General features: G+C 72.8%; 20 protein-coding genes. 13 read left to right on the top strand and 7 right to left on the bottom strand.

Annotated features, from left to right (window positions below; all coding sequences use genetic code 11):
- The first annotated feature begins 339 nt into the window (after positions 1-339).
- The 4 genes from AC067N_RS16740 to AC067N_RS16725 all read left to right on the top strand — a co-directional run bounded on the left by AC067N_RS16740 (position 340) and on the right by AC067N_RS16725 (position 3777).
- Positions 340-729, top strand: a complete 390-nt coding sequence (locus AC067N_RS16740; RefSeq protein WP_478679807.1) for a cell division protein SepF — start codon at positions 340-342, stop codon at positions 727-729.
- Positions 730-1564: 835 nt separating this feature from the next.
- The gene (locus AC067N_RS16735) at positions 1565-2782 is read left to right on the top strand and encodes an AAA family ATPase (RefSeq protein ID WP_478679624.1); all 1218 of its coding nucleotides are present in this window, start codon (positions 1565-1567) and stop codon (positions 2780-2782) included.
- Entirely contained in the window at positions 2769-3110 is a 342-nt protein-coding gene (locus AC067N_RS16730; protein WP_478679623.1) for a nucleotide pyrophosphohydrolase, read from the top strand. The genes AC067N_RS16735 and AC067N_RS16730 overlap by 14 nt, the downstream gene beginning before the upstream one ends.
- 190 nt (positions 3111-3300) lie before the next feature.
- On the top strand, positions 3301-3777 hold the full coding sequence (locus AC067N_RS16725) for a DUF6099 family protein (RefSeq protein WP_478679622.1): 477 nt from the start codon (positions 3301-3303) through the stop codon (positions 3775-3777).
- A 156-nt stretch (positions 3778-3933) separates the two neighbouring features.
- Here AC067N_RS16725 and AC067N_RS16720 read toward each other — a convergent pair whose 3' ends face one another.
- Complete coding sequence (locus AC067N_RS16720; protein WP_478679621.1) at positions 3934-4101, bottom strand: hypothetical protein; 168 nt, start codon at positions 4099-4101, stop codon at positions 3934-3936.
- Between the two features lie 237 nt (positions 4102-4338).
- Between AC067N_RS16720 and AC067N_RS16715 the strand changes: the two genes are divergently transcribed.
- A complete protein-coding gene (locus AC067N_RS16715; protein WP_478679620.1) occupies positions 4339-5262 on the top strand; it encodes an LLM class F420-dependent oxidoreductase in 924 nt (307 codons plus the stop codon).
- Positions 5263-5352: 90 nt separating this feature from the next.
- Here AC067N_RS16715 and AC067N_RS16710 read toward each other — a convergent pair whose 3' ends face one another.
- Together AC067N_RS16710 and AC067N_RS16705 are read right to left on the bottom strand one after the other, a co-directional pair.
- Positions 5353-5979, bottom strand: a complete 627-nt coding sequence (locus AC067N_RS16710; protein ID WP_478679619.1) for a class I SAM-dependent methyltransferase — start codon at positions 5977-5979, stop codon at positions 5353-5355.
- Between the two features lie 504 nt (positions 5980-6483).
- Complete coding sequence (locus AC067N_RS16705; RefSeq protein WP_478679618.1) at positions 6484-7350, bottom strand: GNAT family N-acetyltransferase; 867 nt, start codon at positions 7348-7350, stop codon at positions 6484-6486.
- A 141-nt stretch (positions 7351-7491) separates the two neighbouring features.
- Here AC067N_RS16705 and AC067N_RS16700 point away from each other — a divergent pair, with 141 nt between their 5' ends.
- From AC067N_RS16700 to uppS, 3 genes are all read left to right on the top strand, one after another.
- Positions 7492-9021, top strand: a complete 1530-nt coding sequence (locus tag AC067N_RS16700) for a 3' terminal RNA ribose 2'-O-methyltransferase Hen1 (RefSeq protein ID WP_478679617.1) — start codon at positions 7492-7494, stop codon at positions 9019-9021.
- Positions 9018-11612, top strand: coding sequence for a polynucleotide kinase-phosphatase (locus tag AC067N_RS16695; protein WP_478679616.1), 2595 nt, complete (start codon positions 9018-9020; stop codon positions 11610-11612). The genes AC067N_RS16700 and AC067N_RS16695 overlap by 4 nt, the downstream gene beginning before the upstream one ends.
- Before the next feature lie 190 nt (positions 11613-11802).
- Positions 11803-13590: a polyprenyl diphosphate synthase gene (gene uppS, locus AC067N_RS16690; RefSeq protein WP_478679615.1), complete on the top strand. Its 1788-nt coding sequence runs from the start codon at positions 11803-11805 to the stop codon at positions 13588-13590.
- Positions 13591-13673: 83 nt separating this feature from the next.
- Here uppS and AC067N_RS16685 read toward each other — a convergent pair whose 3' ends face one another.
- Both AC067N_RS16685 and AC067N_RS16680 read right to left on the bottom strand, forming a co-directional pair.
- Entirely contained in the window at positions 13674-14573 is a 900-nt protein-coding gene (locus AC067N_RS16685; protein WP_478679614.1) for an NAD(+)/NADH kinase, read from the bottom strand.
- Positions 14570-15685 (bottom strand): SPFH domain-containing protein, encoded by a 1116-nt coding sequence (locus AC067N_RS16680; RefSeq protein ID WP_478679613.1) that lies wholly within the window; start codon positions 15683-15685, stop codon positions 14570-14572. Before AC067N_RS16680 ends, AC067N_RS16685 begins: the two co-directional genes overlap by 4 nt.
- A gap of 150 nt (positions 15686-15835) precedes the next feature.
- Here AC067N_RS16680 and AC067N_RS16675 point away from each other — a divergent pair, with 150 nt between their 5' ends.
- From AC067N_RS16675 to AC067N_RS16665, 3 genes are all read left to right on the top strand, one after another.
- Complete coding sequence (locus tag AC067N_RS16675) at positions 15836-17059, top strand: arginine deiminase (RefSeq protein ID WP_478679612.1); 1224 nt, start codon at positions 15836-15838, stop codon at positions 17057-17059.
- Between the two features lie 69 nt (positions 17060-17128).
- On the top strand, positions 17129-18136 hold the full coding sequence (argF, locus tag AC067N_RS16670) for an ornithine carbamoyltransferase (RefSeq protein WP_478679611.1): 1008 nt from the start codon (positions 17129-17131) through the stop codon (positions 18134-18136).
- Between the two features lie 248 nt (positions 18137-18384).
- Positions 18385-18792, top strand: coding sequence for a hypothetical protein (locus AC067N_RS16665; protein ID WP_478679610.1), 408 nt, complete (start codon positions 18385-18387; stop codon positions 18790-18792).
- Between the two features lie 180 nt (positions 18793-18972).
- Here AC067N_RS16665 and AC067N_RS16660 read toward each other — a convergent pair whose 3' ends face one another.
- A complete protein-coding gene (locus tag AC067N_RS16660; RefSeq protein ID WP_478679609.1) occupies positions 18973-19422 on the bottom strand; it encodes an ATP-binding protein in 450 nt (149 codons plus the stop codon).
- Between the two features lie 321 nt (positions 19423-19743).
- Between AC067N_RS16660 and AC067N_RS16655 the strand changes: the two genes are divergently transcribed.
- Together AC067N_RS16655 and AC067N_RS16650 are read left to right on the top strand one after the other, a co-directional pair.
- The gene (locus AC067N_RS16655; RefSeq protein ID WP_478679608.1) at positions 19744-20571 is read left to right on the top strand and encodes an enoyl-CoA hydratase family protein; all 828 of its coding nucleotides are present in this window, start codon (positions 19744-19746) and stop codon (positions 20569-20571) included.
- On the top strand, positions 20572-23016 hold the full coding sequence (locus tag AC067N_RS16650; protein WP_478679607.1) for a bifunctional salicylyl-CoA 5-hydroxylase/oxidoreductase: 2445 nt from the start codon (positions 20572-20574) through the stop codon (positions 23014-23016).
- Between the two features lie 86 nt (positions 23017-23102).
- Here AC067N_RS16650 and AC067N_RS16645 read toward each other — a convergent pair whose 3' ends face one another.
- Positions 23103-23921 carry a PaaX family transcriptional regulator gene (locus tag AC067N_RS16645; RefSeq protein WP_478679606.1) on the bottom strand — a complete coding sequence of 273 codons (819 nt, stop codon included), beginning with the start codon at positions 23919-23921 and terminating at the stop codon, positions 23103-23105.
- Positions 23922-23923 lie beyond the last annotated feature (2 nt).

Genomic DNA, 23923 nt, shown 5'->3' with positions numbered 1-23923 from the left:
CGGCGTGGGGGTGTCCGGTCGTCTTCCGGTACGGCAGTCGGACTGCCTCCGCTCGGCGTCCTGGTGACCGCCGGGCAGGCTCGATCGTACGAATTGCCCGTTACGCCGATGTCACATGACCTGATCATGAGGCGTTACGCCCGCCACACACCGTGCGGCGAGAGGGTGTGAGGGTGAGATCCGGCCGATGTGCCGGGCGGGGGGCCACCCTCCGTGTCGCGGTCCATGTCGCGGTCCGTGTCGCGGTCCGTGTCGCTGTTGGGCCGAACGGGTGACCATGGGTAAGAATTGGCCGATGCAGTCAATCAGTGCGCGCCAGGGGGAAGGCCGGTGAACAGGGTGAACAGCCACGATGTCACCGACGAACAGTGGGAGGGGCTCGCACAGGTCGTGCCGCTGCGGGGCCGGGACGCATGGCCGTCCGCGGTCGACCACCGGACCATACCGGAGGCCGAGACCGAGGCCCGGCGCCGTTTCGTCGTCCTCCGCGTCAATGTCTTCGCGGACGCCCGCGATGTCGCGGAGACGCTCATGGCGGGCATTCCGGTCCTCCTCGACCTCTCCGGCGCGGAGACCGAGGTGGCCAAACGGGTCCTCGACTTCAGCACCGGCGTCGTCTTCGGCCTCGCCAGCGGAATGCACCGCGTCGACCGCAACGTGTTCCTCCTCACACCCCGGGGGACCGAGGTCCGGGGCCTGATGGAGAACGCCGGGGTCCCCGGGATCTGAGCCCCGCGGGGCCGGCCGGAGCCCGGGTCCGCCCGCGTCCTCGCCCCGGCCGCCCGCCCCGGGCTGTCGAGCCCCCGGGTGCCGCCCGAGCCCCACGGATTCTGTGGGGCTCGGGCGGCCTCCCCGAAGCCGCCCGGCATCCGGCGACGGGCATCGGCGGGGGCGATCACCGGGGCAGCCTCCTGCGATCACCGCCGGCCCCGTCGAGGAGCACAGCCCGGGCGGTCGGGCGCCCCGGCGGTACCGGTCCGCCCACACCCGGCAGCGCGGCGCCGCCACGCAGCCACGCCCCGCCCGCGGCTCGGCGCATCTCCGGGTGCCACCGCCCTGTCGGCGCCGGGGGCGCCGCCGCGCCTTGCGACCCGGCGAATCCCCGAGTGCCGTTGAAGCCTTGGGGCGGGGGTGCCGCTCCTCCGCTCGGGGCCAGGTACTCGGCGCACCTCTGAGTGCCTCCGACCTGCCGGGGTTGGGGTGCCGTCCGCCCCCGTCCCCGTCTGCGGCCAGGCGAATCCCCGAGTGCTGCCCGCTCGGCCGGGGTTGCTGGTGCCTTTCCGCTCGGCTCGGGTCTCGGAGATCTCCGGTGCTGCCGATGTCCCGGGGCGGGCTCGGAGAGTCCCCCCGGGGCCGCCCCCTCGGCTGGTGGCTCGGCAGTCTCGCGGGTGCCGCCGACGCCCCGGGGCCGAGTGCCGTGCCCCGTCACGGGGGTTGCCCGTACCCTTCGCCCGGCGCTCCACCGACCGGTCGGGCGCGCCCCCGCGTGGAAGCGCTCCCTCGTACGTAGGAAGACCGTGCGGTGGAACGGTTCGCCGGACTCGGCGGCCTCTACGGTCCGCATATGACCGTGTCACCCCCGTCACCGACGCTGCCCGGCGTGCACGCCGGTGTCCGCTCGGAGCGGCCGAGCGTCACCGAACTGCGGCTCTCCGCCTTCGCAGGCCATCGCGGCGCGGCCTTCCCGCTCAGCCCGCTGACCCTCCTCGCGGGACCCAGCGGCAGCGGCAAGACGACTGCGCTCAGGGCGTACGAGGCGCTCGCCCGGCTCGGCGGCGGTGCCCCTCTCGACGAGGCGTTCCCCGACCCGTACGGCTGCGTGCCCGAGCGAGCCCGCCCGGACGCCCAGCTGCGCCGCGGATTCCGCCTCGGCTGCACCGCCGACGGCCCCGAGGGCCCCGTCCGGCTCGACATCGCCGTGCAGGCGGAACCCGAACTCCGCATCGTGGGGGAGCGGTTGACCTCAGGCGGGCTGACCCTCCTGGAGACCGCACTGGTGGACCCGAGCCGTGCCGTCGTGCAGGCCGCCTGGCACACGGCGGGCGCGTCCCCGGTCACCCGCGGCCCCCTGCCCCACGACCGCCTCGGCACCGCCCTGCTCCCCCTGCGCGTCGCCGGCAAGACCGCCGGCCAGCGCCGGGTCCTCGCCGCCGCCGAACAGATGGTGGTCGCCCTTCGCTCGGTCTTCGCCTGCGACCCTCACCCCCGCCGGATGCGCGACGCCGTACCGCTCGGCACCGGCCGTCTGCTGCCCGGCTGCGACAACCTCGCCGACGTGCTGTGGCGTACGCGCACGGAGTGCGGCCGACGCCACGCCCAACTGGTCGCTGCGGTCCGGGACGGCTGCGCGGGGCCGGTCGTCGACCTCCTCGCGGAGCCGTCCCGGGGCGAGGGCGGCCGGGGAAACGAGCGTGGGGCCGGGTACGGCGACCGATGGGTGCGGGCGGTGCTCGACCGGGGTGACGGCGTACGCACACCCCTGGCCCTGCTGGGCGACGGAGAGCTGCGGTATCTCGCCCTGGCCCTGGTGCTGTTCACCGGCCCCGGCGTGCTGGAGGTCGACCCGGTCGCCGAAGTACCGGCGGCGCTGCAGACCCTGACCGTCCTGGCCGACGGCCTCGACCGCTGCCTCGACCCCCGGCAGCGCGCCCAACTGCTGCGTGTGGCGGCCCGCATGGGCGAGCGCGGCCATATCCGGTTGGTGGGCGCGGTGAGCGACGCGTCATGGGCCGCCGGGGTCCCGGGCGCCACGGTGGTACACCTGGACCGTGACAGATCCTGAAGCCCCGGACGGACTCGACGTCCCCACCCTCCAGCGGCGGCTCGCCGAGTTCGCGGCCGTCCGCGACTGGGGGCCGTACCACACCCCGAAGAACCTGGTCTCCGCCCTCAGCGTCGAGGCCTCCGAACTCGTCGAGATCTTCCAGTGGTTGACACCCGAGGAGTCGGCCCGGGTCATGTCGGACCCTGACACCGCCGATCGGGTCAAGGACGAAGTCGCCGACGTACTGGCCTACTTGCTCCAACTCTGCGAGGTGCTCGGCATCGATCCGCTGGCCGCGCTGGACGCGAAGATCGACCGCAACGAACGGAGGTTCCCGGCGCCGTAAGGCCCCTGAGACCGACCCTTCCACCCATGGGTCACTCTCCGTAGCCGACGAGCCGTCCTCTGTCGACTTGTTATCCATAGATTTCAGGCTTCCTCTGGCTTTCTGTCTCAGTCGACCTCACTGTGGGTAATGAACAGACAAGAGGTCGGGCGGACGTGTGAGAGCGCGTCGGGACAGTCGGGAGCAGCGCATGGACGCGGTGCGGCTCATCTTGGCGAGCAGGCGCGCTCTGGCGGGCAGCGTCGAGGAACCCCAACTCATGGCGGAGGCATGGCAGGCGTACGCCCTCGCGCAGGCGATCGGCAGTCGCCTCGCCGTCTCCGGCCCACCCGAACTGCGCGGCGAGGCACTCGGGTTGACCGAGCTGGCCGGCAGCGGCTGCGGCATACTCGGCGCGCCCCCGCTCGGCGTCGGCGACTTACGTGCCGCCCGGCTCACCGAGTTGGGTGACGCCCATGACTCCCTCACCCGCCTCGGCGGCCTCCTCGGCGAGGTCGGCATCGCCCTCGTCGGCCTCGCCAGCGCCGCGGACGAGGAGTCGACGTACTGGCAGTGCATGGAGGCGATCGACGCCGCCGACGAGGCCCGTGACAGAGTCCTCGAAATGCTGCGCCGCCTGGCAGTGAGAGACCAGGTCCTCGCCGAACGGGACGCGGCCGCCGGCTGAACCGCTTCCGCGGTCGGGGGAGGGGCAGCGCGGTCCCCCGCGCCCGACGAGGACCGGCCCACAGGACAGTGCCGCGGGGGCGCGGGGAGCCGCGCGAGAAGGGCCCTGACCACCCGCCGGACAAGCGGGGCGCCCGAGCCTGACGGCGGAGACCGGTCAGACGGCGTCCGTGCCCTTCGCCGGGGCGCGAAGCGGCGCCGACAACTCGGCGTCGAACCGGGACAGGTCCGCGTTCAGGGCGGCCATCAACTCCTCCATCTGCTGGAGCACACCCCCGGGCTGCGCAGGTACGGCGGCCTGCTCCGGCACGGATTCCCGGGACATGTGACGGCCTCCTCGGCCCTCGCCCCCCAAGGGGCACGTGTGCGAACGCCCCGGCGGGGACCGCCGGCGGCGGGCGCCGGGCGGGCCGGCTCCTCCCGGGCAACGATCACCCTTCCCGCGGGTCACCGGCACCGCCCGCCACCTGCGTCGGGTCGGCGGATGTTCACCCGAACGGGCACCGCGAGCGGTCTCCGAACCGGTGGAGTCGACCGGCGTCCGAGCGTGCAGGATGGGGGTATGGATCTTCGCATCTTCACCGAGCCCCAGCAGGGGGCGACCTACGACACGCTGCTCACCGTCGCCAAGGCCACGGAGGACCTCGGCTTCGACGCCTTCTTCCGCTCGGACCACTACCTCAGCATGGGCTCCGTGGACGGTCTGCCCGGCCCCACCGACGCCTGGATCACCCTGGCCGGCCTCGCCCGTGAGACCAAGCGCATCCGGCTCGGCACCCTGATGACCGCAGGAACCTTCCGCCTGCCCGGTGTGCTCGCCATCCAGGTCGCGCAGGTCGACCAGATGTCCGGCGGCCGGGTCGAACTGGGCCTGGGCGCGGGCTGGTTCGAGGAGGAGCACAAGGCGTACGGCATCCCCTTCCCCAAGGAGAAGTTCGCGCGCCTGGAGGAGCAGCTCGCCATCGTCACGGGCCTGTGGGCCACCGAGGTCGGCAAGACCTTCTCGCACCAGGGCACCCACTACCAGCTCACCGACTCGCCCGCGCTGCCCAAGCCCGCCCAGGCCAAGGTGCCGGTCCTCATCGGCGGGCACGGCGCGAGCCGCACCCCGCGCCTCGCCGCACGGTACGCCGACGAGTTCAACATGCCGTTCGGCTCGATCGAGGACAGCGAGCGGCAGTTCGGGCGGGTCCGAGAGGCGGCCGAGGAGGCCGGCCGCAAGGGCGACGACCTCGTGTACTCCAACGCCCTCGTCGTCTGCGTGGGCAAGGACGACGCGGAGGTCGCCCGCCGCGCCGCCGCGATCGGCCGCGAGGTCGACGAGCTCAAGACCAACGGCCTCGCCGGTACCCCCGCCGAGGTCGTCGAGAAGATCGGCCGCTACCAGGCCATCGGCTCGCAGCGCCTCTACCTCCAGGTCCTCGACCTCGACGACCTGGACCACCTGGAACTGATCTCGTCGCAGGTGCAGTCGCAGCTGTCCTAGGGCCTGCCGTTTGGATCATGCCGACTTCGGGTTCCGTAGGCGAGGCGTCCTGTCGTCGTGCAAACGTTTCTCGGGCGCGCGGCCCCGGGTTCAGGCGGCGGGACGCGCGTGCACGCTCACCGCGTACCCGCCGCCCCGCTCGTAAGGGGCGCCGTCCCAGGTGGCGTAGCGCTCCCGCAGGGTCAGTCCGGCCTGTGCGCACCACTCGTCGAAGTCCGTCAGCGTCACCGTCGGCTCCGGCAGCGGCAGGTGCTCCGCGTCCAGCCCCATGCCCGTGACCAGCAGCCCGCCGGGGCGCAGTACGGCGGCCAGCTGCCGGACCACGGCCGGCTCGGTGCCGGGGGCCAGCAGCGGGATTACGTTCCCCGCGGCGACCACCAGGTCGAAGCCGGGCTCCAGGCCGAGGGTGTCCAGTCGGGCCAGGTCACCGTGGAGCCAGCGCAGGGCGGGGGCCTCGCGACGGGCCACGGCGAGCATGGAGCCGTCGACATCCACGCCCGTGCAGCGGTGGCCCAGTTCGGCGAGCCGGATCGCCACCCGCCCGGTGCCACACCCGGCGTCGAGGATCCGGACGCCGGGCTCCAGCAGCGCGGCGCAGAAGGCGGCCTCGCCGTGGACGTCCTGGCCGGACTCGGCGAGCCGCGCGAACCGCCGGGCGTACTCCTCCCCGCCCTGCCCGCCTGTCAGCTCCGCCCACCGGTCCCGCTGCGTCGTCATGTCCCGTGTGCCTTCCGGTCGGAAATTCCCGCGCTGCCGTCGAGGGTGTTCTCCAAGGGTTGTCCCGTGATTCCCGGCGTCGCGCGCCCGCCGGGAATCACGGGACAACCCTTAGGTTGTACACGCAGGTCAGGCGTCTACGAGGAGCCGACCCACGTGTTCCCGCACAGAGGGCGCCGCTCGCCGCGCGGATCCGCGTCGACCTTGGCGAATCAACGTCCGTCACACGGCGGCTGGAGAAGCGCCCGCGCGGGCCCAGGGGCTCGGCCGTCGGCGCGTCTCTCCGCCTCTCCCGGCGCACGACGAGAGCCGGAGCCACTGACTCCGCCGCTTCGAGCGGCCGGCCGGTCCCCCGAGGCCGCGGCCCCGGGCACCCGCGTACGGCCGACCGCCGGGCCGTCCGGCCGGGAGCAGAGCCACGTGCGGCCGCCGCACGAGCCTCCGGCGCGCACGGCCGCCGTACGAGGTGCTGCGGCAGGGTGAGAAGGTCCGCAGACCCCGGCGTCAGACCTTCCGGATCCGGTCGGCGATCTCCGGCCTCGCCGTGAACCCGGCCGCCTTGTACGTGGCGACGCCGCCGACGTTGGAGCTCGGCGTGCACACGCGCACGCTGGACGAGCCCATCTCCCGCAGTGCCGCCGCCCCGGCGACGGTGATCGCCCGGCCGTAGCCGCGGCCGCGGTGGTCCGTGTGGACGCCCATCGGCTCGACCAGACCCGGCTTCCCCGGCCCGGCCGACCAGACCGTCACCACTGCCGCGGGGTTGCCCCGGTCGTCGTAGGCGCCCAGGCAGCGGGCGTCGGCGTGGCACGGTGCCGCGGCCATCCTGTGCCGGTACTCGCGCGTGGGCTTCGTGGTGTCGAACGCGGACCGCAGGACGTCGGCGAAGTCCTGTGCCTGCTCCGGGCCGATCTCCTTGATCCGCACGCCGGGGTCCTCCACCGCATCGGCGAGGTCGCGGAAGAGCGGTGTCCACGGCTCGTCGACGCCCCAGCCCTCCTCGGTCAGCAGGTCGTGGAGCAGCAGGCCCTGCGGTGCCTCGACGGACACCGCTCCTTCCGGCAGCACACCGCGCTCGGGCAGCGAGAGGTCCTCGACGAGTCGCCGCGCCAAGTCCTCGTCATGGAAAGCGTCGGAAGCGACCGTCATCCGCACGAGTGTCGGCGTATCCAGCATCCCGACGGCGAGGATCCGCCCGTTCCGGCTCCAGGTCCGTACCGCCGCGGCCGTCTCGGCCGTCCCGAACCGGTAGTTCCAGCCGATGTCCCCGGGATGCAGCTGCATCGGCGTTCCGTCGTGCTGCCACTCCCGCAGCGCCGCGACGGCCTCGCGCACACCGTCGGGCGTCGGCGTCCTCAGCACCATCGTCATAGCCGGGATCAGACACCCCGTCACGGCGGCGCGCAACCGATTACGGAGCCTCGCACAACCCCGCCGACATGGCGGAGGTCTTCTGCCGTTCCGGGGTAATCCGGTACCGCCATGGGGTCGACGGCACTCATACTCGGTCACGTGTTCCTGACGATCTCCACCACCGGCAATGAGCAGCACCCGGCTACTGACCTCGGGTTTCTCCTCCACAAGCATCCTGACCGAGCGTTCTCGACCAGCCTGTCCTACGGCAGGGCGCACGTCCTCTACCCCGAGGCGGACGTCGCGCGCTGCACGGCCGCGCTGTTGCTGGAGGTGGACGCGGTGGCGCTGGTCCGGCGGGGCAGGGGGAAGGGACGCGGCGGCGCGCCCGACGCGGCGCTCGCCCAGTACGTCAACGACCGCCCCTACGCGGCCTCCTCGCTGCTCGCCGTCGCGCTGAGCAGCGTGTTCTCCACCGCGATGAGCGGCCGCTGCAACGCCCGGCCCGACGCTCCCGGCGAAGCCCGCCCGCTGCGCATGGAGATACCCGCGCTGCCGGCACGCGGCGGCCCCGCCCTCGTCGCCCGGCTCTTCGAGCCGCTCGGCTGGACCGTGACCGCCGAAGCGGTGGCGCTGGACGCCCGGTTCCCGGAGTGGGGTGCCTCCCGTTACGTCCACCTGGTCCTGGAGTCGGAGTCCCTGACGCTGGCCGAGGCACTTCGCCATCTGTACGTCCTGCTGCCGGTCCTCGACGACGCCAAGCACTACTGGGTGTCGTCCGACGAGGTCGACAAGCTGCTGCGGGCCGGTGAGGGCTGGCTGCCCGACCACCCGGAGCAGAAGCTGATCACCAGCCGCTATCTCTCCCGCCGCTGGTCGCTGACCCGCCAGGCCATGGAGCGCCTGGAGCTCGTACGGCTCGCCGAGGCGGACGACAGCGAGGTCGAGGAGATCGACAACGCCGTCGAGGAGCCGGAGGAGCCGGAGGAGACGGGGGAGACGGGGGCGGCCGAGCAAGCGGAGGGCGCCGAGGCCGCCGCCGACGAGGACGGGCCCACACCGCTCGCCGTGCTGCGCCGCGACGCGATCATCGCCGCGCTGAAGGACGCCGGTGCCGCCCGGGTGCTCGACCTCGGCTGCGGGCAGGGCCAGCTGGTGCAGGCGCTGCTCAAGGACCCGCGGTTCACCGAGATCGTCGGCACCGACGTGTCGATGCGCGCGCTCACCATCGCCTCCCGCCGTCTCAAGCTCGACCGCATGGGCGAGCGGCAGTCCTCCCGCGTCCAGCTCTTCCAGAGTTCGCTCGCCTACACCGACAACCGGCTCAAGGGGTACGACGCCGCCGTGCTCTCCGAGGTCATCGAGCACCTCGACCTGCCCCGGCTGCCCGCCCTGGAGTACGCCGTGTTCGGCTCGGCCCGCCCCCGGACCGTCCTCGTCACCACCCCGAACGTCGAGTACAACGTCCGCTGGGAGACCCTCCCGGCCGGCCATGTCCGCCACGGCGACCACCGTTTCGAGTGGACGCGCGAGGAGTTCCGCGCCTGGGCGGCGACGGTGGCCGAACGACACGGCTACGACGTCACGTTCGCGCCCGTCGGGCCGGACGACCCGGAAGTGGGACCCCCCACCCAGATGGCCGTGTTCAGCATCGGCGACGTGAACGAGAAGGAGGCGAAGGCGGCATGAGCGACACCATCGTGGAGACCGGCGCGCGGAAGGCCGCCGGGCGCACCCTGCCCGTCACCGATCTCTCCCTCGTCGTGCTCATCGGCGCCTCCGGCTCCGGCAAGTCGACCTTCGCCCGCAGGCACTTCAAGCCCACCGAGGTCATCTCGTCCGACTTCTGCCGGGGGCTGGTCTCCGACGACGAGAACGACCAGAGCGCGACGAAGGACGCCTTCGACGTGCTGCACTACATCGCCGGCAAGCGGCTCGCCGCGGGCCGCCGTACCGTCGTCGACGCGACCAGCGTGCAGCCGGAGTCCCGCAAGCAGCTGATCGACCTGGCGCGGAAGCACGACGTGCTGCCGATCGCCATCGTGCTGGACGTGCCCGAGGAGGTGTGCGCCGAGCGCAACGCGGCCCGCACCGACCGCGCCGACATGCCGCGCCGCGTCATCCAGCGCCACATCCGCGAACTCCGCCGCTCGCTGCGCCACCTGGAGCGCGAGGGCTTCCGCAAGGTGCACGTCCTGCGGGGCGTGGCCGACGTCGACAACGCCACGATCGTCACCGAGAAGCGCTACAACGACCTGACCCACCTCACCGGCCCGTTCGACATCATCGGCGACATCCACGGCTGCGCCAACGAGCTGGAGGCGCTGCTCGGCAAGCTCGGCTACGTCGACGGCGTCCACCCCGAGGGCCGTACGGCCGTCTTCGTCGGCGACCTCGTCGACCGGGGCCCGGACAGCCCGGGCGTGCTGCGCCGGGTGATGTCCATGGTCGGCTCGGGCAACGCGCTGTGCGTGCCCGGCAACCACGAGAACAAGTACGGCCGCTACCTCAAGGGCCGCAACGTCCAGCACACCCACGGCCTCGCCGAGACCGTCGCGCAGATGGAGGGCGAGAGCGAGGAGTTCAGGAAGCAGGTCCGGGAGTTCATCGACGGCCTCGTCAGCCACTACGTCCTCGACGGCGGCAAGCTGGTCGTCTGTCACGCCGGACTGCCGGAGAAGTACCACGGCCGTACCTCCGGCCGGGTGCGCAGCCACGCCCTGTACGGCGACACGACGGGGGAGACCGACGAGTTCGGGCTGCCCGTGCGCTACCCGTGGGCGGAGGACTACCGGGGCCGCGCGGCCGTCGTCTACGGCCACACCCCGGTGCCGCAGGCCACCTGGCTGAACAACACCATCTGCCTCGACACGGGTGCCGTGTTCGGCGGCAGGCTCACCGCGCTGCGCTGGCCGGAGCGCGAACTGGTCGACGTACCCGCGGAGAAGGTCTGGTACGAGCCGACCAGGCCGCTGGCCACCGAGGCGCCCGGTGGCCACGAGGGCCGGCCGCTGGCCCTGGCGGACGTGCACGGCCGCCGCATCGTCGAGACCCGCTACGACGGCCAGGCCCGCGTCTCGATCCGCGAGGAGAACGCGGCCGCCGCCCTGGAGGTCATGAGCCGGTTCGCCGTCGACCCGCGGCTGCTGCCGTACCTCCCGCCGACCATGGCCCCGACGGCCACCTCGCACATCGAGGGCTATCTGGAGCACCCGGCGGAGGCGTTCGCCCAGTACAAGGAGGACGGCGTCGCTCGGGTCGTGTGCGAGGAGAAGCACATGGGCTCGCGGGCCGTCGCCCTGGTCTGCCGTGACGCGGACGCGGCCCGCCGCCGCTTCGGTGTGGACGGCCCCACCGGCTCCCTCTACACCCGTACCGGCCGCCCGTTCTTCGACGACGAGGCCCGCACCGAGCTGGTCCTCTCCCGGATGCGCGAGGCCATGACGGCGGCGGGGCTGTGGGAGGAGCTGGCCGCATCCGACAGCGCCTCCGGTGCGGTCGACTGGGTGCTGCTCGACGCCGAGCTGATGCCGTGGTCGCTGAAGGCGTCCGGGCTGCTGCGCACCCAGTACGCGGCGGTCGGCGCCGCCTCCGGAGCGGTGTTCCCGGGGGCGCTGGCCGCCCTGGAGAGCGCGGCGGCCCGGGGCGTCGACGTGGGTGAACTGCTGGACAGGCAGCGGGAGCGGGCCGCCGACGCGGCCGCGTTCACCGAGGCCTACCGGCGCTACTGCTGGCCCACGGAGGGCCTGGACGGCGTGCGGCTCGCCCCCTTCCAGATCCTCGCCGTCCAGGGCCGCAGCCTCGCCGCGCTGCCGCACGACGAGCAGCTCGCCCTGATCGACCGGCTCGTGGAGTTCGACGCCAGCGGCCTGCTGCAGACCACCCGGCGCCTCTTCGTCGACACCGGCGACGCGGACTCGGTCCGTGCCGGCGTCGACTGGTGGCTGGAGATGACCGGCCGCGGCGGCGAGGGCATGGTCGTCAAGCCGGTCGGTGCCGTGGTCCGTACCGAGCAGGGGCGGTTGGTGCAGCCCGGCATCAAGTGCCGGGGCCGGGAGTACCTGCGCATCATCTACGGCCCGGAGTACACCCGTCCGGACAACCTGGCCCGGCTGCGCGGCCGTTTCCTCAACCACAAGAGGTCGCTCGCCATCCGCGAGTACGTCCTCGGCCTGGAGGCCCTCGACCGGCTCGCCGAGGGCGAGCCGCTGTGGCGGGTGCACGAGGCGGTGTTCGGGGTGCTGGCACTGGAGTCGGAGCCGGTCGACCCCCGGCTGTGACCGCCGGGCCCGCGCCGGTACGGCGACTTTACGGCTGATAATGTCGCAGACAGGCGTGGCCGTGCTCCGCGTTCGAATGGTTTCAGCGGTTCCGGCACTGCTCGGGGGCAGCGATCGCAGCCAATCGCAGGCGATCGCTGTCACCCGAGTCGGTCCCATCGGTCCCATTCGAAGGTATGCGGGGTAACCCATGCGTCGCAGCGCAGCGCAGTCCGGGCGAGAGCGGTCGGCGCTCGACGCCGCCTACGACGAGTGCCGCCGCCTGGTCCGCACGACCCGGCCCACCGAGTACGCCCTGATGGGGTTGATGCCCCCGGCGGCCCGGCCCGCCTGCTGGGCCCTGTACGCGGCGTTCGCCCACGCGGACGACCTGCTCGACGCCACCGACGGCACCCCCGAGCAGCGCGCCGCCCGGCTCCAGGAGTGGCGGTCGGCGCTGGAGGCCGATCTGACGAGCGGCACCAGCGACGACCCGATCCGGCTCGCGCTGACCGACGCGGTCTGGCACTGGGGGCTGGACCTCGGCGACCTGCTGGGCGCGCTGGAGGCGGTCCAGCGGGACGGCGACCGGCAGGGCGTCGCGACCTGGCAGGAGTGGCGCGAACGGGCCCACGCCCAGAACATCAGCTGGCCCGAGCAGTTCATGCGGCTGCTGGTGCGGTGCGGCCTGCCCGTCCCGGTCCGGCTGCGGGACGTACCCGGCTTCACCCGGTTCGTGGAGGGGCTGTTCCTCGCGGACATGCTCCGTGACCTCCCCGAGGACCTGGACGGCGGACACGTCTGGTTCCCCGCCGAGGTGCTCGACCGGTTCCAGGTCGCTCCGGACGACCTGATCGCCCGCCGGTGGACCCCCGCCGTCCGGCGGCTGATCGCCCACCTCACGGGTGAGGCCCGCGCCTGGCTGGAGGGCGCCCGCCGGGTCCTGCGCGGCAGCCTGCCGCTGGGGCCCGCGATCGTGCTGGACACCACCGTCGACCTGTTCGCGGCGGAGCTCGACGCGATCGCGGGTGCGGGACCCGCCGCGCTGAGCCGGCCCGTACGCGTCCCCCGCCACAAGCAGTGGCGCGTCCTCGGCCCGGCCCGCGTCCGCGCCGCCGCGGTCTGGCGGCTGACCCTCCCGCCCACGACGGCCGCCCCCGGCGTCCGCCCGGCCGGCGGCCCCGACGACGGTGCCGAACCCACCCCGCCCGAGTGGCAGGCGGTGCCGGTCGCCGATCCGCCCCTGCCGCCGCGCCCCCACGCCGAGGGCGTCCGCCCGCCCGAGATCGAGCCCGCCCAGCTGCCGCACCACGTGGCCATCGTCATGGACGGCAACGGCCGCTGGGCCACCGGCCTCGGCCTGCCCCGCGACGAGGGCCACCGCGCCGGGGCGGTCGCCCTGCGCGACGTCGTCCAGGGCGCCCTGGAGGTCGGCCTGCGCCATCTGACGGTCTACGCCTTCTCCACGGAGAACTGGAAACGCTCACCCGACGAGGTCTCCAAGCTCTTCGCCATCATGCGGGCCGAACTGCTCGACGGCGAGCTGCTCCAGCACGATGTCCGCCTGCGCTGGATCGGTTCCCCCGACGGTCTCCCGGACGACGTCGCCGACGTCCTCCGCGCCCAGGAACGCGCCACCCGCCACCGCACGGGCCTCACCCTCAACGTCTGCGTCAACTACGGCGGCCGCGCGGAACTCGCCCGGGCGGGCGCGGCCCTGGCCCAGGCCGCCCTCGCGGGCGACATCGACCCCTCCCGCGTCACCGAGCAACTGTTCGCCGCGCATCTCCCGCACCACGCCATGCCCGACGTGGACCTCCTGTGGCGCACCAGCGGCGAACTCCGTATCTCCAACTTCCTGCCCTGGCACGCCCACTACGCCGAACTCCACTTCACCGACGCCCCCTGGCCCGAGGCGGACCGCCGAGACCTCTGGCAGGCCCTGGAGACCTACACCCGGAGAAAACGCCGCAAGGGAGCGGAGACGGAGACGAAGTAGGCCGGGGGTCCGGGGGCGGAGCCCCCGGAAGGGGCGCGGCCCCCAGGAGGACGGGAAGGGTAAGGGCGGCGGGGGCGTAAACCTCACCCCAGAAGCCGCAACCGAACCCCCGCCACCCCCACCTCCACCGTCTGCCCCCACGTCAACTCCAACGCATCCCCCTCCATCCCGTCCCCGAACACGATCAGCCGATCCGACTCCACGGTCATCCGCAGCCGCGCCCCCGCCCCCAGCGACCCCGCCACCATCGACGTACCGGTCACCGGCGACGGCCACGCCTCCCGCACGAACCACAGCAGACGCGCCTCCCTGGGCCCCGGCAGATCCAGCCGGCTCGCCCGCTCCTGCCACACCGACCGGATCCACCCGGTCGCCCCCGTCCCCGTCCCCACCAGCACCCCCGACGAGGCCTGGGGCTCGACGACACCCCTGTCGCCGTCGAGCCCCAGGCGGTACCGCGCGGTCTGGTGCCCCGCCGCGCCCAGATAGACCTCGTTGAGCGCCACCAACCGCTGGGTGTCGTCGGCGACGGCCTCCACCATGGTCAGCTCGTCGACCGCCGCCCCCCGCCCCACCGCCGAGCCGAGCAGCTTCCCCACGTCCGCGACCCCGTGCCGGACCAGCACCCCCGGATTGCGCCGAGGATCGGCGTTGACCCCCACCACGGGCTGTCCCGCGAGGTACTTGGCGACATTGGCCACCAGCCCGTCCTGCCCGACGACGACCACGACGTCCTCGGGGGCGAACAGGAACCGGTCCAGGTCCGCACGCTCGACCCGGGCCTGACGCCAGGTCAGCGGTACCGAGGACGTGACCTCGGCCAGCGCCCGCCGCTCCCGGCGGTGCCGCTCGGCCACGTCCTCGATGTCCCGCCCCCGTGACTTCAGGAAGAAGGCGGCCTGCCCGTGCGTGCCGTGCCGGGCCACCAACTCCTCGTACTCGGTGGTGCGATGGACCAGCACCACCCGGGGCGCGAGACTCACGCCGGGTCCCCGGAACCGCCCGCCCCGCCCAGCTTCGCCAGCAGCCCGGTCAGCACGTCCGGTGAGACGGTCACGCTCTCGATCCGCGGCAGGTTCTCCGCGAGCCGCGTCCCGGTCAGCGCGTGCAGCGTCGCCGCGTCCACCTCGCCGTGCACCCGCAGCCACGCCGACTGAGCCTCGGCCCGCGCCGCCCCGACGGCCCGCGCGGCGGCCGCCTCCGCCTCCGCGAGCTTGACCTGCCGAGCCGCCTCCGCCTCGGCGAGCCGTACGTTCCGGGTGGCCTCCGCGTCGGCGAGCTGCACGGTGCGCGTGGCCTCCGCCTCGGTGAGCCGCAGCGTGCGGGCCGCCTCCGCGCCCGCCCGCACCGCGTCCGCCGCGGCCTTCTCCTCGGCCTCACGGCGTGCGTTCGTCCCCCGCTGCTCGACCAGCTGCTCCTCGCGACGGGCGAGTTCGATCTGGCTGGCCAGCTCGTTCTCCGCGATGGCACGCTCCCGCTCGACGGCCACCGCCCTCCGCTCGTAGGTCGCCCGGTCCGCCTCCTGCTGGATCTGCTCCCGCGCGGGGGTCCGCAACGCCCGCTCCACCTCGGGCTCGGGCCGCAGCGCCACCACGCGTACGGCGACGATCTCGATGCCGGTGGCCGGCAGCCGGGGCTCGGCCGCCAGGCCGCTCGCCACCCGCTCCCGTACCGCAGCGACCCCGTCGACCAGCGCGGACGACAGCGCCGTACGGGCCAGGACGTCCAGGGCGTGCTGCTGGGCCGTCTCCGTCAGCAGCGTCGACAGCTGCTCCAGGGGAGCGCCCCGCCAGACGCCCGTGTCGGGGTCGATGGAGAAGTCGAGCCGCGCGGCGGCGATCGCCGGGTCGCTGACCCGGTAGGTCACCGTCGCCTGCACCGCCACGTCCTGGAAGTCGGACGTACGGGCGTGGAAGGTCATCGCCAGTTCGCGGTCGTCGACCGGGACCTCGGACAGCGCGGCGGTCAGCGACCGGTACCAGAAGCTCAGCCCCGGACCGTCGTGCACAAGCCGTCCGGAGCGGTGGTGACGGATGTGCGCGGTGGGTGCTCCGCGCAGATGCCGCCAGCCGAACCGTCTGGTGATGTCGGCCATGAGTGTGATCCCCCTCGTCTGTCCCCACGGACTCGTTCGCGTCAGTTGGACGATAATGGCTGGACCTGCTTATCGTCAAGGGGACGACATCGGGGAACCGTTCCGGTCGACCAGTGGGTGAACACACGCCCGAATGGTCAGGATGAAGGCATGGGATTCCACGTCGACTCCGAGGCCGGGCGGCTGCGCCGCGTCATCCTGCACCGGCCCGATCTAGAGCTCAAAAGGCTCACCCCCAGCAACAAGGACCTGCTTCTCTTCGACGACGTGCTGTGGGTGCGCCGGGCGCGCGCGGAGCACGACGGTTTCGCGGACGTGCTGCGCGACCGGGGGGTCGCCGTCCATCTCTTCGGCGACCTGCTGACGGACGTCATGCGCGTCCCTGAGGCCCGGGAGCTCGTCCTCGACCGGGTCTTCGACGAGAAGGAGTACGGCCCGCTCGCCACGGACCACCTCAGGGCCGCCTTCGAGTCCCTGCCCCTCGGTGAACTGGTCGAGGCGCTGATCGGCGGGATGACCAAGCGGGAGTTCCTGGACGCGCACCCGGAGCCGGCGAGTGTCCGCTTCCATGTCATGGAGCTGGACGACTTCCTCATCGACCCGCTTCCCAACCACCTCTTCACCCGCGACACCTCCGCCTGGATCTACGACGGGGTCTCCATCAACGCCATGCGCTGGCCGGCCCGCCAGCGCGAGACGGTCCACTTCGAGGCGATCTACCGGCACCACCCCCTCTTCCGTGGCGAGGCGTTCCATCTCTGGTCCGAGGGGCAGGCCGACTATCCCTCGACCATCGAGGGCGGTGACGTCCTCGTCATCGGCAACGGCGCCGTCCTCATCGGCATGAGTGAGCGGACCACGCCGCAGGCCGTCGAGATGCTCGCCCACAAGCTGTTCGCCGCCGGTTCCGCCCGGACCATCGTCGCGCTGGACATGCCGAAGCGGCGGGCCTTCATGCATCTCGACACGGTCATGACCATGGTCGACGGTGACACCTTCACCCAGTACGCCGGACTCGGCATGCTCCGCTCGTACACCATCGAGCCGGGCGTCGGCGAGAAGGAGCTCAAGGTCACCGACCACCCGCCGGAGCACATGCACCGCGCGATCGCCGCGGCGCTCGGGCTGAACGAGATCCGCGTGCTCACCGCCACCCAGGACGTCCACGCCGCCGAGCGCGAGCAGTGGGACGACGGATGCAACGTGCTGGCCGTGGAGCCGGGGGTCGTGGTGGCCTACGAGCGGAACGTCACGACCAACACGCATCTGCGCAAGCGGGGCATCGAGGTGATCGAGATCCCCGGGAGCGAGCTGGGGCGGGGGAGAGGCGGTCCGCGCTGTATGAGCTGCCCGGTGGAGAGGGCGCCTGTATAGAAATGTGGAACATCGTATAGACTTCCATCCGTCGTTCGTCCTCCCGTCCCCCGACCCTGGAGCGTCCTCATGGCGACCGCCCTCCCCGCCCTCGCCGGGCGCCACTTCCTCAAGGAGCTGGACTTCACCGCGGAGGAGTTCCGCGGGCTGATCGAGCTGGCCGTGGAACTGAAGGCGGCGAAGAAGGCGGGGACGGAGACCCGGAGTCTGACGGGCCGGAACATCGCACTGATCTTCGAGAAGACGTCGACGCGTACGCGCTGCGCGTTCGAAGTGGCCGCGGCCGACCAGGGGGCCTCGACCACCTACCTCGATCCCTCCGGCTCGCAGATGGGGCACAAGGAGTCCGTGCGGGACACCGCCCGAGTGCTCGGCCGGATGTTCGACGCGATCGAGTACCGCGGGGACAGTCAGGCCAACGTGGAGGAGCTCGCCGCGTACGCCGGGGTGCCCGTCTACAACGGCCTCACCGACGACTGGCACCCCACGCAGATGCTCGCCGACGTGATGACCATGACCGAGCACAGCGACAAGCCGCTGACCGGGATCGCCTTCGCCTACCTCGGGGACGCCCGCTTCAACATGGGCAACTCCTACCTGGTCACCGGCGCGCTGCTCGGCATGGACGTCCGCATCGTCGCCCCCCGCTCCTACTGGCCCGCCGAGGAGGTCGTCACCCACGCCCGCAAGCTCGCCGAGATCAGCGGGGCGCGCGTCACGCTCACCGAGCAGGTCGACGAGGGGGTGCGCGGCGCCGACTTCGTGGCCACGGACGTCTGGGTGTCGATGGGTGAGCCGAAGTCGGTCTGGGACGAGCGGATCGCGGCGCTCTCCCCGTACGCGGTGACCATGGACGTGCTGCGCGCCACCGGGAACCCCGACGTCAAGTTCCTCCACTGCCTGCCGGCCTTCCACGACCTGGGCACGAAGGTGGGGCGGGAGATCCACGAGCGCCACGGGCTGGACTCGCTGGAGGTGACCGACGAGGTGTTCGAATCCGAGCACTCCGTCGTCTTCGACGAGGCGGAGAACCGCCTCCACACGATCAAGGCGGTACTGGTGGCGACCCTGGCCTGAACCCGGCCCTGCCCGGGCCGGTGCACGCGGCCCGCCGCTCGACGGTGATGCGCCCCCCTCGGCGTCCAGGACGGTTCATCGGGAGGGACCCCGGGACGGTCGCGTGGTGCGCGAGGGGTGCGGCGTAGACTGCTGCCGAGTCGTTATGGGCATGGGGCCGAGGGGGAACCGTGGGGGCTGGCGATCACGAGTCGACGCCTGCAACGAGGCGCAGGGTGCTCGGTCGAGCGGCAGTACACCTCGCCGCCATGCATGTGAGCGGAGCACTGCTGCTGCTCACCTTCCTGGTGGCACCGTTCTGGGCTCTGGACGCTTATGGGGCAGCCCCGGCCGGTGATCCCTCGGCGGACCTGCCGCCGTTCGCGATCTACGCGGCGGTCCTGTTCGGCTGCGTGAGCTTCCACGTGGCGGTGCAGATCCCCTCCGGACTGCTCGGTACGTGGCTGGGCCGGAACTGTACGGCCGGCGTCAGTTACGTACTCGTCCTGGCGGTGGCGGGTGTGCTCACGGCCGTACTGCTGTGGGGAGTCCTGGAGGCCGGCAGCGCCGGCGAATTCCTGCCCTTGTGGGGCGACTTCATGGCACGCGGCTCCTTGGCCATGGCTGCGTACGTCTGGCTGAGCCGCCGCCTCCGGACTCGGCCTGCTGCCGGATAGCAGAAGAAGCGTCACCGGTCGCGCTGCTTCTCCCGCCGTAGAACCGGTCTCCCTTGAGGGCTGGGCGGAGCCGGCCTCCCGGCGGGGCCGGCCGCGAACCGCCATCCCGGTCGCCGATCCGGCGAACCCGCGCGGCCACACCCCAGCCAGCCGCGTCGCCAACCTGTCCGGACAGCGCACCTAGGGCCGCTGCTGGTGCGGCACCGACGGGAGGCGGAACCAGACCGCCTTGCCCGAGTCCGTGGGGCGGTGGCCGCAGGCCGAGCTGAGGGCGCGGATCAGCAGCAGACCCCGGCCGTGCTCCTGCCAGGGGTCCGGCTCGTCGTACCCGGGCGCCGTGAGATCACCCGGCGGCGCCGGGTCCGGATCGTGCACCTCGACCGTACAGCCGGACGGCATCAGCTCGACGACCAGCTCTATCGGGCCCTCTCCCGTCGCGTGCTCCACGGCGTTCGCCACCAGCTCCGCCGTGAGCAGCTCCGCCGTGTCGCAGTCCGTCCCGTGCTTCAGATCGGTCAGAGCCGTCCGGACCAGCGCGCGGGCCGCGGGCACGGCCGCAGCCGTGTGCGGCAGCGCGATGCGCCAGGAGGAGGGGGCGGAGGGCTCGTGCAAGGTGGCGGGTCCGTTCATGGAGCAGGTCATGGCTCGTCCTGCTTTCAGCGTTACGAATGGTACGGCTCGCCCTTTCGCGATCACTCGGCGGGCGCCGTGCGGGGCCTTCGGCCCCGTTGTCGGGCGGTGTACCCATACGGACGTCCCGCCGCTCACCGCCGAGCCCGCCGTTACCTGCTTGTCGAACGTCCGTGACCGAGTCACGGAGCCGGCCGGCCAGGGCACGCCACCCATCCCGTCTATCGCGCCCCCGTGACGACAGTCAGATATCGGTGATAGCTTCAAGGGGGCAGGTAAGCAGCCGCAGCGTCGCGGTAGCCCCCGAGGAGGCCGCCCGTCATGAGTCCCTTCACCGGCTCCGCCACCCGCACCTCCGACTGGCGACATCTGCGCTGTTCGATCGCCGACGGCGTCGCCACCGTCACCCTCGCCCGGCCCGAGAAGCTCAACGCGCTCACCTTCGGCGCCTACGCCGACCTGCGCGATCTGCTCGCCGAGCTGTCCCGCGAGCGGTCCGTGCGCGCCCTGGTGCTGGCCGGCGAGGGCCGCGGCTTCTGCTCGGGCGGCGACGTCGACGAGATCATCGGCGCCACCCTCGGCATGGACACGGCCCAGCTCCTCGACTTCAACCGCATGACCGGGCAGGTGGTACGGGCCGTCCGGGAGTGCCCCTTCCCGGTGATCGCCGCCGTGCACGGGGTGGCGGCCGGCGCCGGAGCGGTCCTCGCCCTCGCCGCCGACTTCCGTGTGGCGGACCCCACCGCTCGCTTCGCGTTCCTCTTCACCCGCGTCGGCCTCTCCGGCGGCGACATGGGCGCCGCCTATCTCCTGCCCCGCGTCGTCGGCCTCGGCCACGCCACCCGCCTCCTCATGCTCGGCGAACCCGTCCACGCCCCCGAGGCCGAACGCATCGGCCTGATCAGCCGGCTCACCGAGGAGGGTTCCGCCGACGAGGCCGCCCACGCCCTGGCCCACCGCCTCGCCGAGGGCCCGGCCCTGGCCCACGCCCAGACCAAGGCCCTCCTCACGGCCGAGCTGGACATGCCGCTCGCGGCGGCCGTCGAACTGGACGCCGCCACCCAGGCGCTCCTGATGAACGGCGAGGACTACGCGGAGTTCCACGCGGCGTTCACGGAGAAGCGCCCACCGAAGTGGCGGGGCCGCTGAATGACACCCCAGGGGACAGCAGACTCAGGGGCGCGGGACGTCGTCGACACGCGGCTCCGCCGCGGCGCGCGACCGGCCCCCGCCCGCCCGCGGACGCCCTCGCACCGCAGCCGGCCCCACCGCATCGCGATCATCGGCGGCGGACCTGGCGGCCTCTACGCCGCCGCCCTCCTCAAACGCCTCGACCCCACCCGCGACATCACCGTCTGGGAACGCAACGCCCCCGACGACACCTTCGGCTTCGGAGTGGTCCTCTCCGACGAGACCCTCGGCGGCATCGAGCACGCCGATCCGGTGGTCTACGAGGCCCTGCAAGGGGACTTCGTGCGCTGGGACGACATCGACATCGTCCACCGAGGCACCCGGCACACCTCCGGCGGACACGGCTTCGCCGCCCTCGGCCGCCACCGACTCCTCCAGATCCTCCAGGACCGCTGCCGCGCCCTCGGCGTCGCCCTCCACTTCCGTACGGAGGCCCCGTACCCGGAGTGGCTCTGCCGGACGTACGACCTGGTCATCGCGGCGGACGGGGTGCACAGTGCGACACGCGAGGCGTACGCGCCGGTGTTCCGGCCGGCCGTCGAGACGCACCGCTGCCGTTACATCTGGCTGGCCGCCGACTTCGCGTTCGAGGCGTTCCGCTTCGAGATCGCGGAGACGGCACACGGCGTGATGCAGCTGCACGGCTACCCGTACTCCCGGCCGTCGCCCGACCACCACCCCTCGACGAGACCCCCCGGGTCCCGGAGGCAGCCCGGCGCCTCCACGGTGATCGTCGAAATGCGGGAGGAGGTGTGGCGGGCCGCCGGATTCGAGGAACTGGACACCGCCGAGTCGGTGGAGCGGTGCGCGAAACTCTTCTCGGACGCGCTCGGCGGACGGCCGCTGCGCTCCAGCAACTCCACGTGGACGACGTTCCGCACGGTCGTCAACGACCGCTGGTCCCACGGCAATCTGGTGCTCCTCGGTGACGCCGCGCACACGGCGCACTTCTCGATCGGCTCCGGCACGAAGCTGGCCGTCGAGGACGCCCTGGCGCTGGCCGCCTGCCTGGAGGAACAGCCCGACCTGGAAAGGGCGCTCGCGGCGTACGAGGAGGAGCGGCGCCCGGTGGTCGCCTCGACGCAGCGCGCGGCGCGGGCCAGCCTGGAGTGGTTCGAGAACATCGGCCGGTACCGGCGCCAGCCCTCCCGGCAGTTCGCGTTCAACCTGCTCACCCGCAGCCGCCGCGTCACCCATGACAACCTCCGGCTGCGCGACGCGCACTTCACCGGCGCGGTGGAGCGGGAGTTCGGCTGCCCGCCGGGCACGCCCCCGATGTTCACCCCGTTCCGGCTGCGCGGTCTGACCCTGCGCAACCGGGTCGTCGTGTCCCCCATGGACATGTACTCGGCGACCGACGGCCTCCCCGGCGACTTCCACCTCGTCCACCTGGGAGCGCGGGCGCTCGGCGGTGCCGGGCTCGTGATGACCGAGATGGTGTGCGTGAGCCCCGAGGGGCGCATCACCCCCGGCTGCACCGGACTGTGGAACGCCCGGCAGGCAGAGGCGTGGCGCCGCGTCGTCGCCTTCGTGCACGAGCAGGCTCCCGGCACGGCCATCGGCGTCCAGCTCGGCCACTCCGGCCGCAAGGGCTCCACCCGGCGCATGTGGGAGGGCATCGACGAGCCCCTGGCCGACGGCAACTGGCCCCTCGTGGCCGCCTCCCCGCTCCCGTACAAACCGGCGAGCCAGACCCCGCGCGAACTCTCCCGCGCCCAACTCACCGACATAAGGGAGCAGTTCACGGCAGCCGCCTGCCGTGCCGCCCGCAGCGGCTTCGACCTCCTCGAACTCCACTGCGCCCACGGCTATCTGCTCTCCGGTTTCCTGTCCCCGCTGACGAACCGCCGCACGGACCGGTACGGCGGCCCGCTGGACCGCCGGCTGCGCTACCCCCTGGAAGTGTTCGACGCGGTGCGGACCGTGTGGCCCGAGGAACGGCCGATGACGGTCCGTATCTCCGCCACCGACTGGGCGGAGGGTGGCACGACCGCCGACGAGGCCGTGGAGATCGCCCGTGCCTTCTCCGCGCACGGGGCGGACGCCGTCGACGTCTCGACCGGGCAGGTGGTGGCCGACGAGCGCCCCGAGCACGGCCGCTCGTACCAGACGCCGTACGCCGACCGGATCCGCCACGAGGTGGGGGTACCGGTGATCGCCGTGGGCGCGATCTCCTCCTGGGACGACGTCAACTCGCTGATCCTCGCGGGCCGCACGGACCTCTGCGCCCTGGGACGCCCCCACCTCTACGACCCGCACTGGACCCTGCACGCGGCGACCGAACAGGGCTACGAGGGCCCGGCCGTGACCTGGCCCGCCCCCTACCGGGCCGGAAGCCGCCGCCCGAACACCGGCCGCACGGACGCGCCCAGGCCGCGGCTCACCCTGGGGGGCGCCCCGTAGCCCCGGACGGTCACACGAGGCCCCGTTCCGCCGGCAGCGCGCACACCGCGCCTGCCGATGCGACAAGCCCGGTCCTTTGCGGGGTCTTACGTGCCGAGGCCCGCGAACACCGCCCCCGCGTCCCGCAGCCGCTCGTGCAGGGCCCGGAACACGGCCGCCGAGCGCACCCCCGGCCAGTCCGCCGGCAGCAGCGCCGCCGGCAGTCCCGGATCGACGTAAGGCAGCTGACGCCAGGAGTCCAGGACCAGCAGATAGTCGCGGTAGGCCTCCTCCGGCGGGGTGTCGGCCCGGCGCTCCCAGCCGTGCAGCACGGGCGCGTGCCGGTCGAGGAACGACTCGTGCTGCTTGGCGATCCCGGCCAGGTCCCACCACCGGGACACCGCCTCGGCGGTCGCCGCGAACCCCAGGTGCTCGCCCCGGAACAGCTCCACGTACGGGTCGAGCCGCAGCCGGACGAGGGTGTGGCGGGTCTCCTCGTACAGGCGGGCGGGCGCGATCCACACCCCCGGCGCGGCCGTGCCGAAGCCCAGTCCGGCCAGCCGGGAGCGCAGCACGTGCCGCTTCTGCCGTTCGGACTCCGGTACCGAGAACACGGCGAGCACCCAGCCCTCGTCCTGTTGCGGTGCCGTCGCGTAGATCCGCCGGTCGCCGTCCTCCAGGAGCTGCCGCGCGTCGCCGGACAGCGCGTACCCGGCGGCGCCCGCCGCCGTACGGGCGGGCAGCAGCAGCCCCCGGCGCTTCAGCCGGGACACCGAAGAGCGGACGGAGGGCGCGTCGACACCCACCGCGGCGAGCAGCCGGATCAGCTCGGAGACGGGCACGGGACCCGGCACCGAACGGCCGTAAGCGCCGTAGAAGGTGACGATGAGCGAACGTGGTGCGTGCTGTTCGGACACGTTGATCATTT

The organism is Streptomyces sp. NPDC042364 (assembly GCF_056437585.1).
Note: the sequence above shows the minus strand (reverse complement) of the source record. Positions and strands in the feature narration are given on the sequence as shown.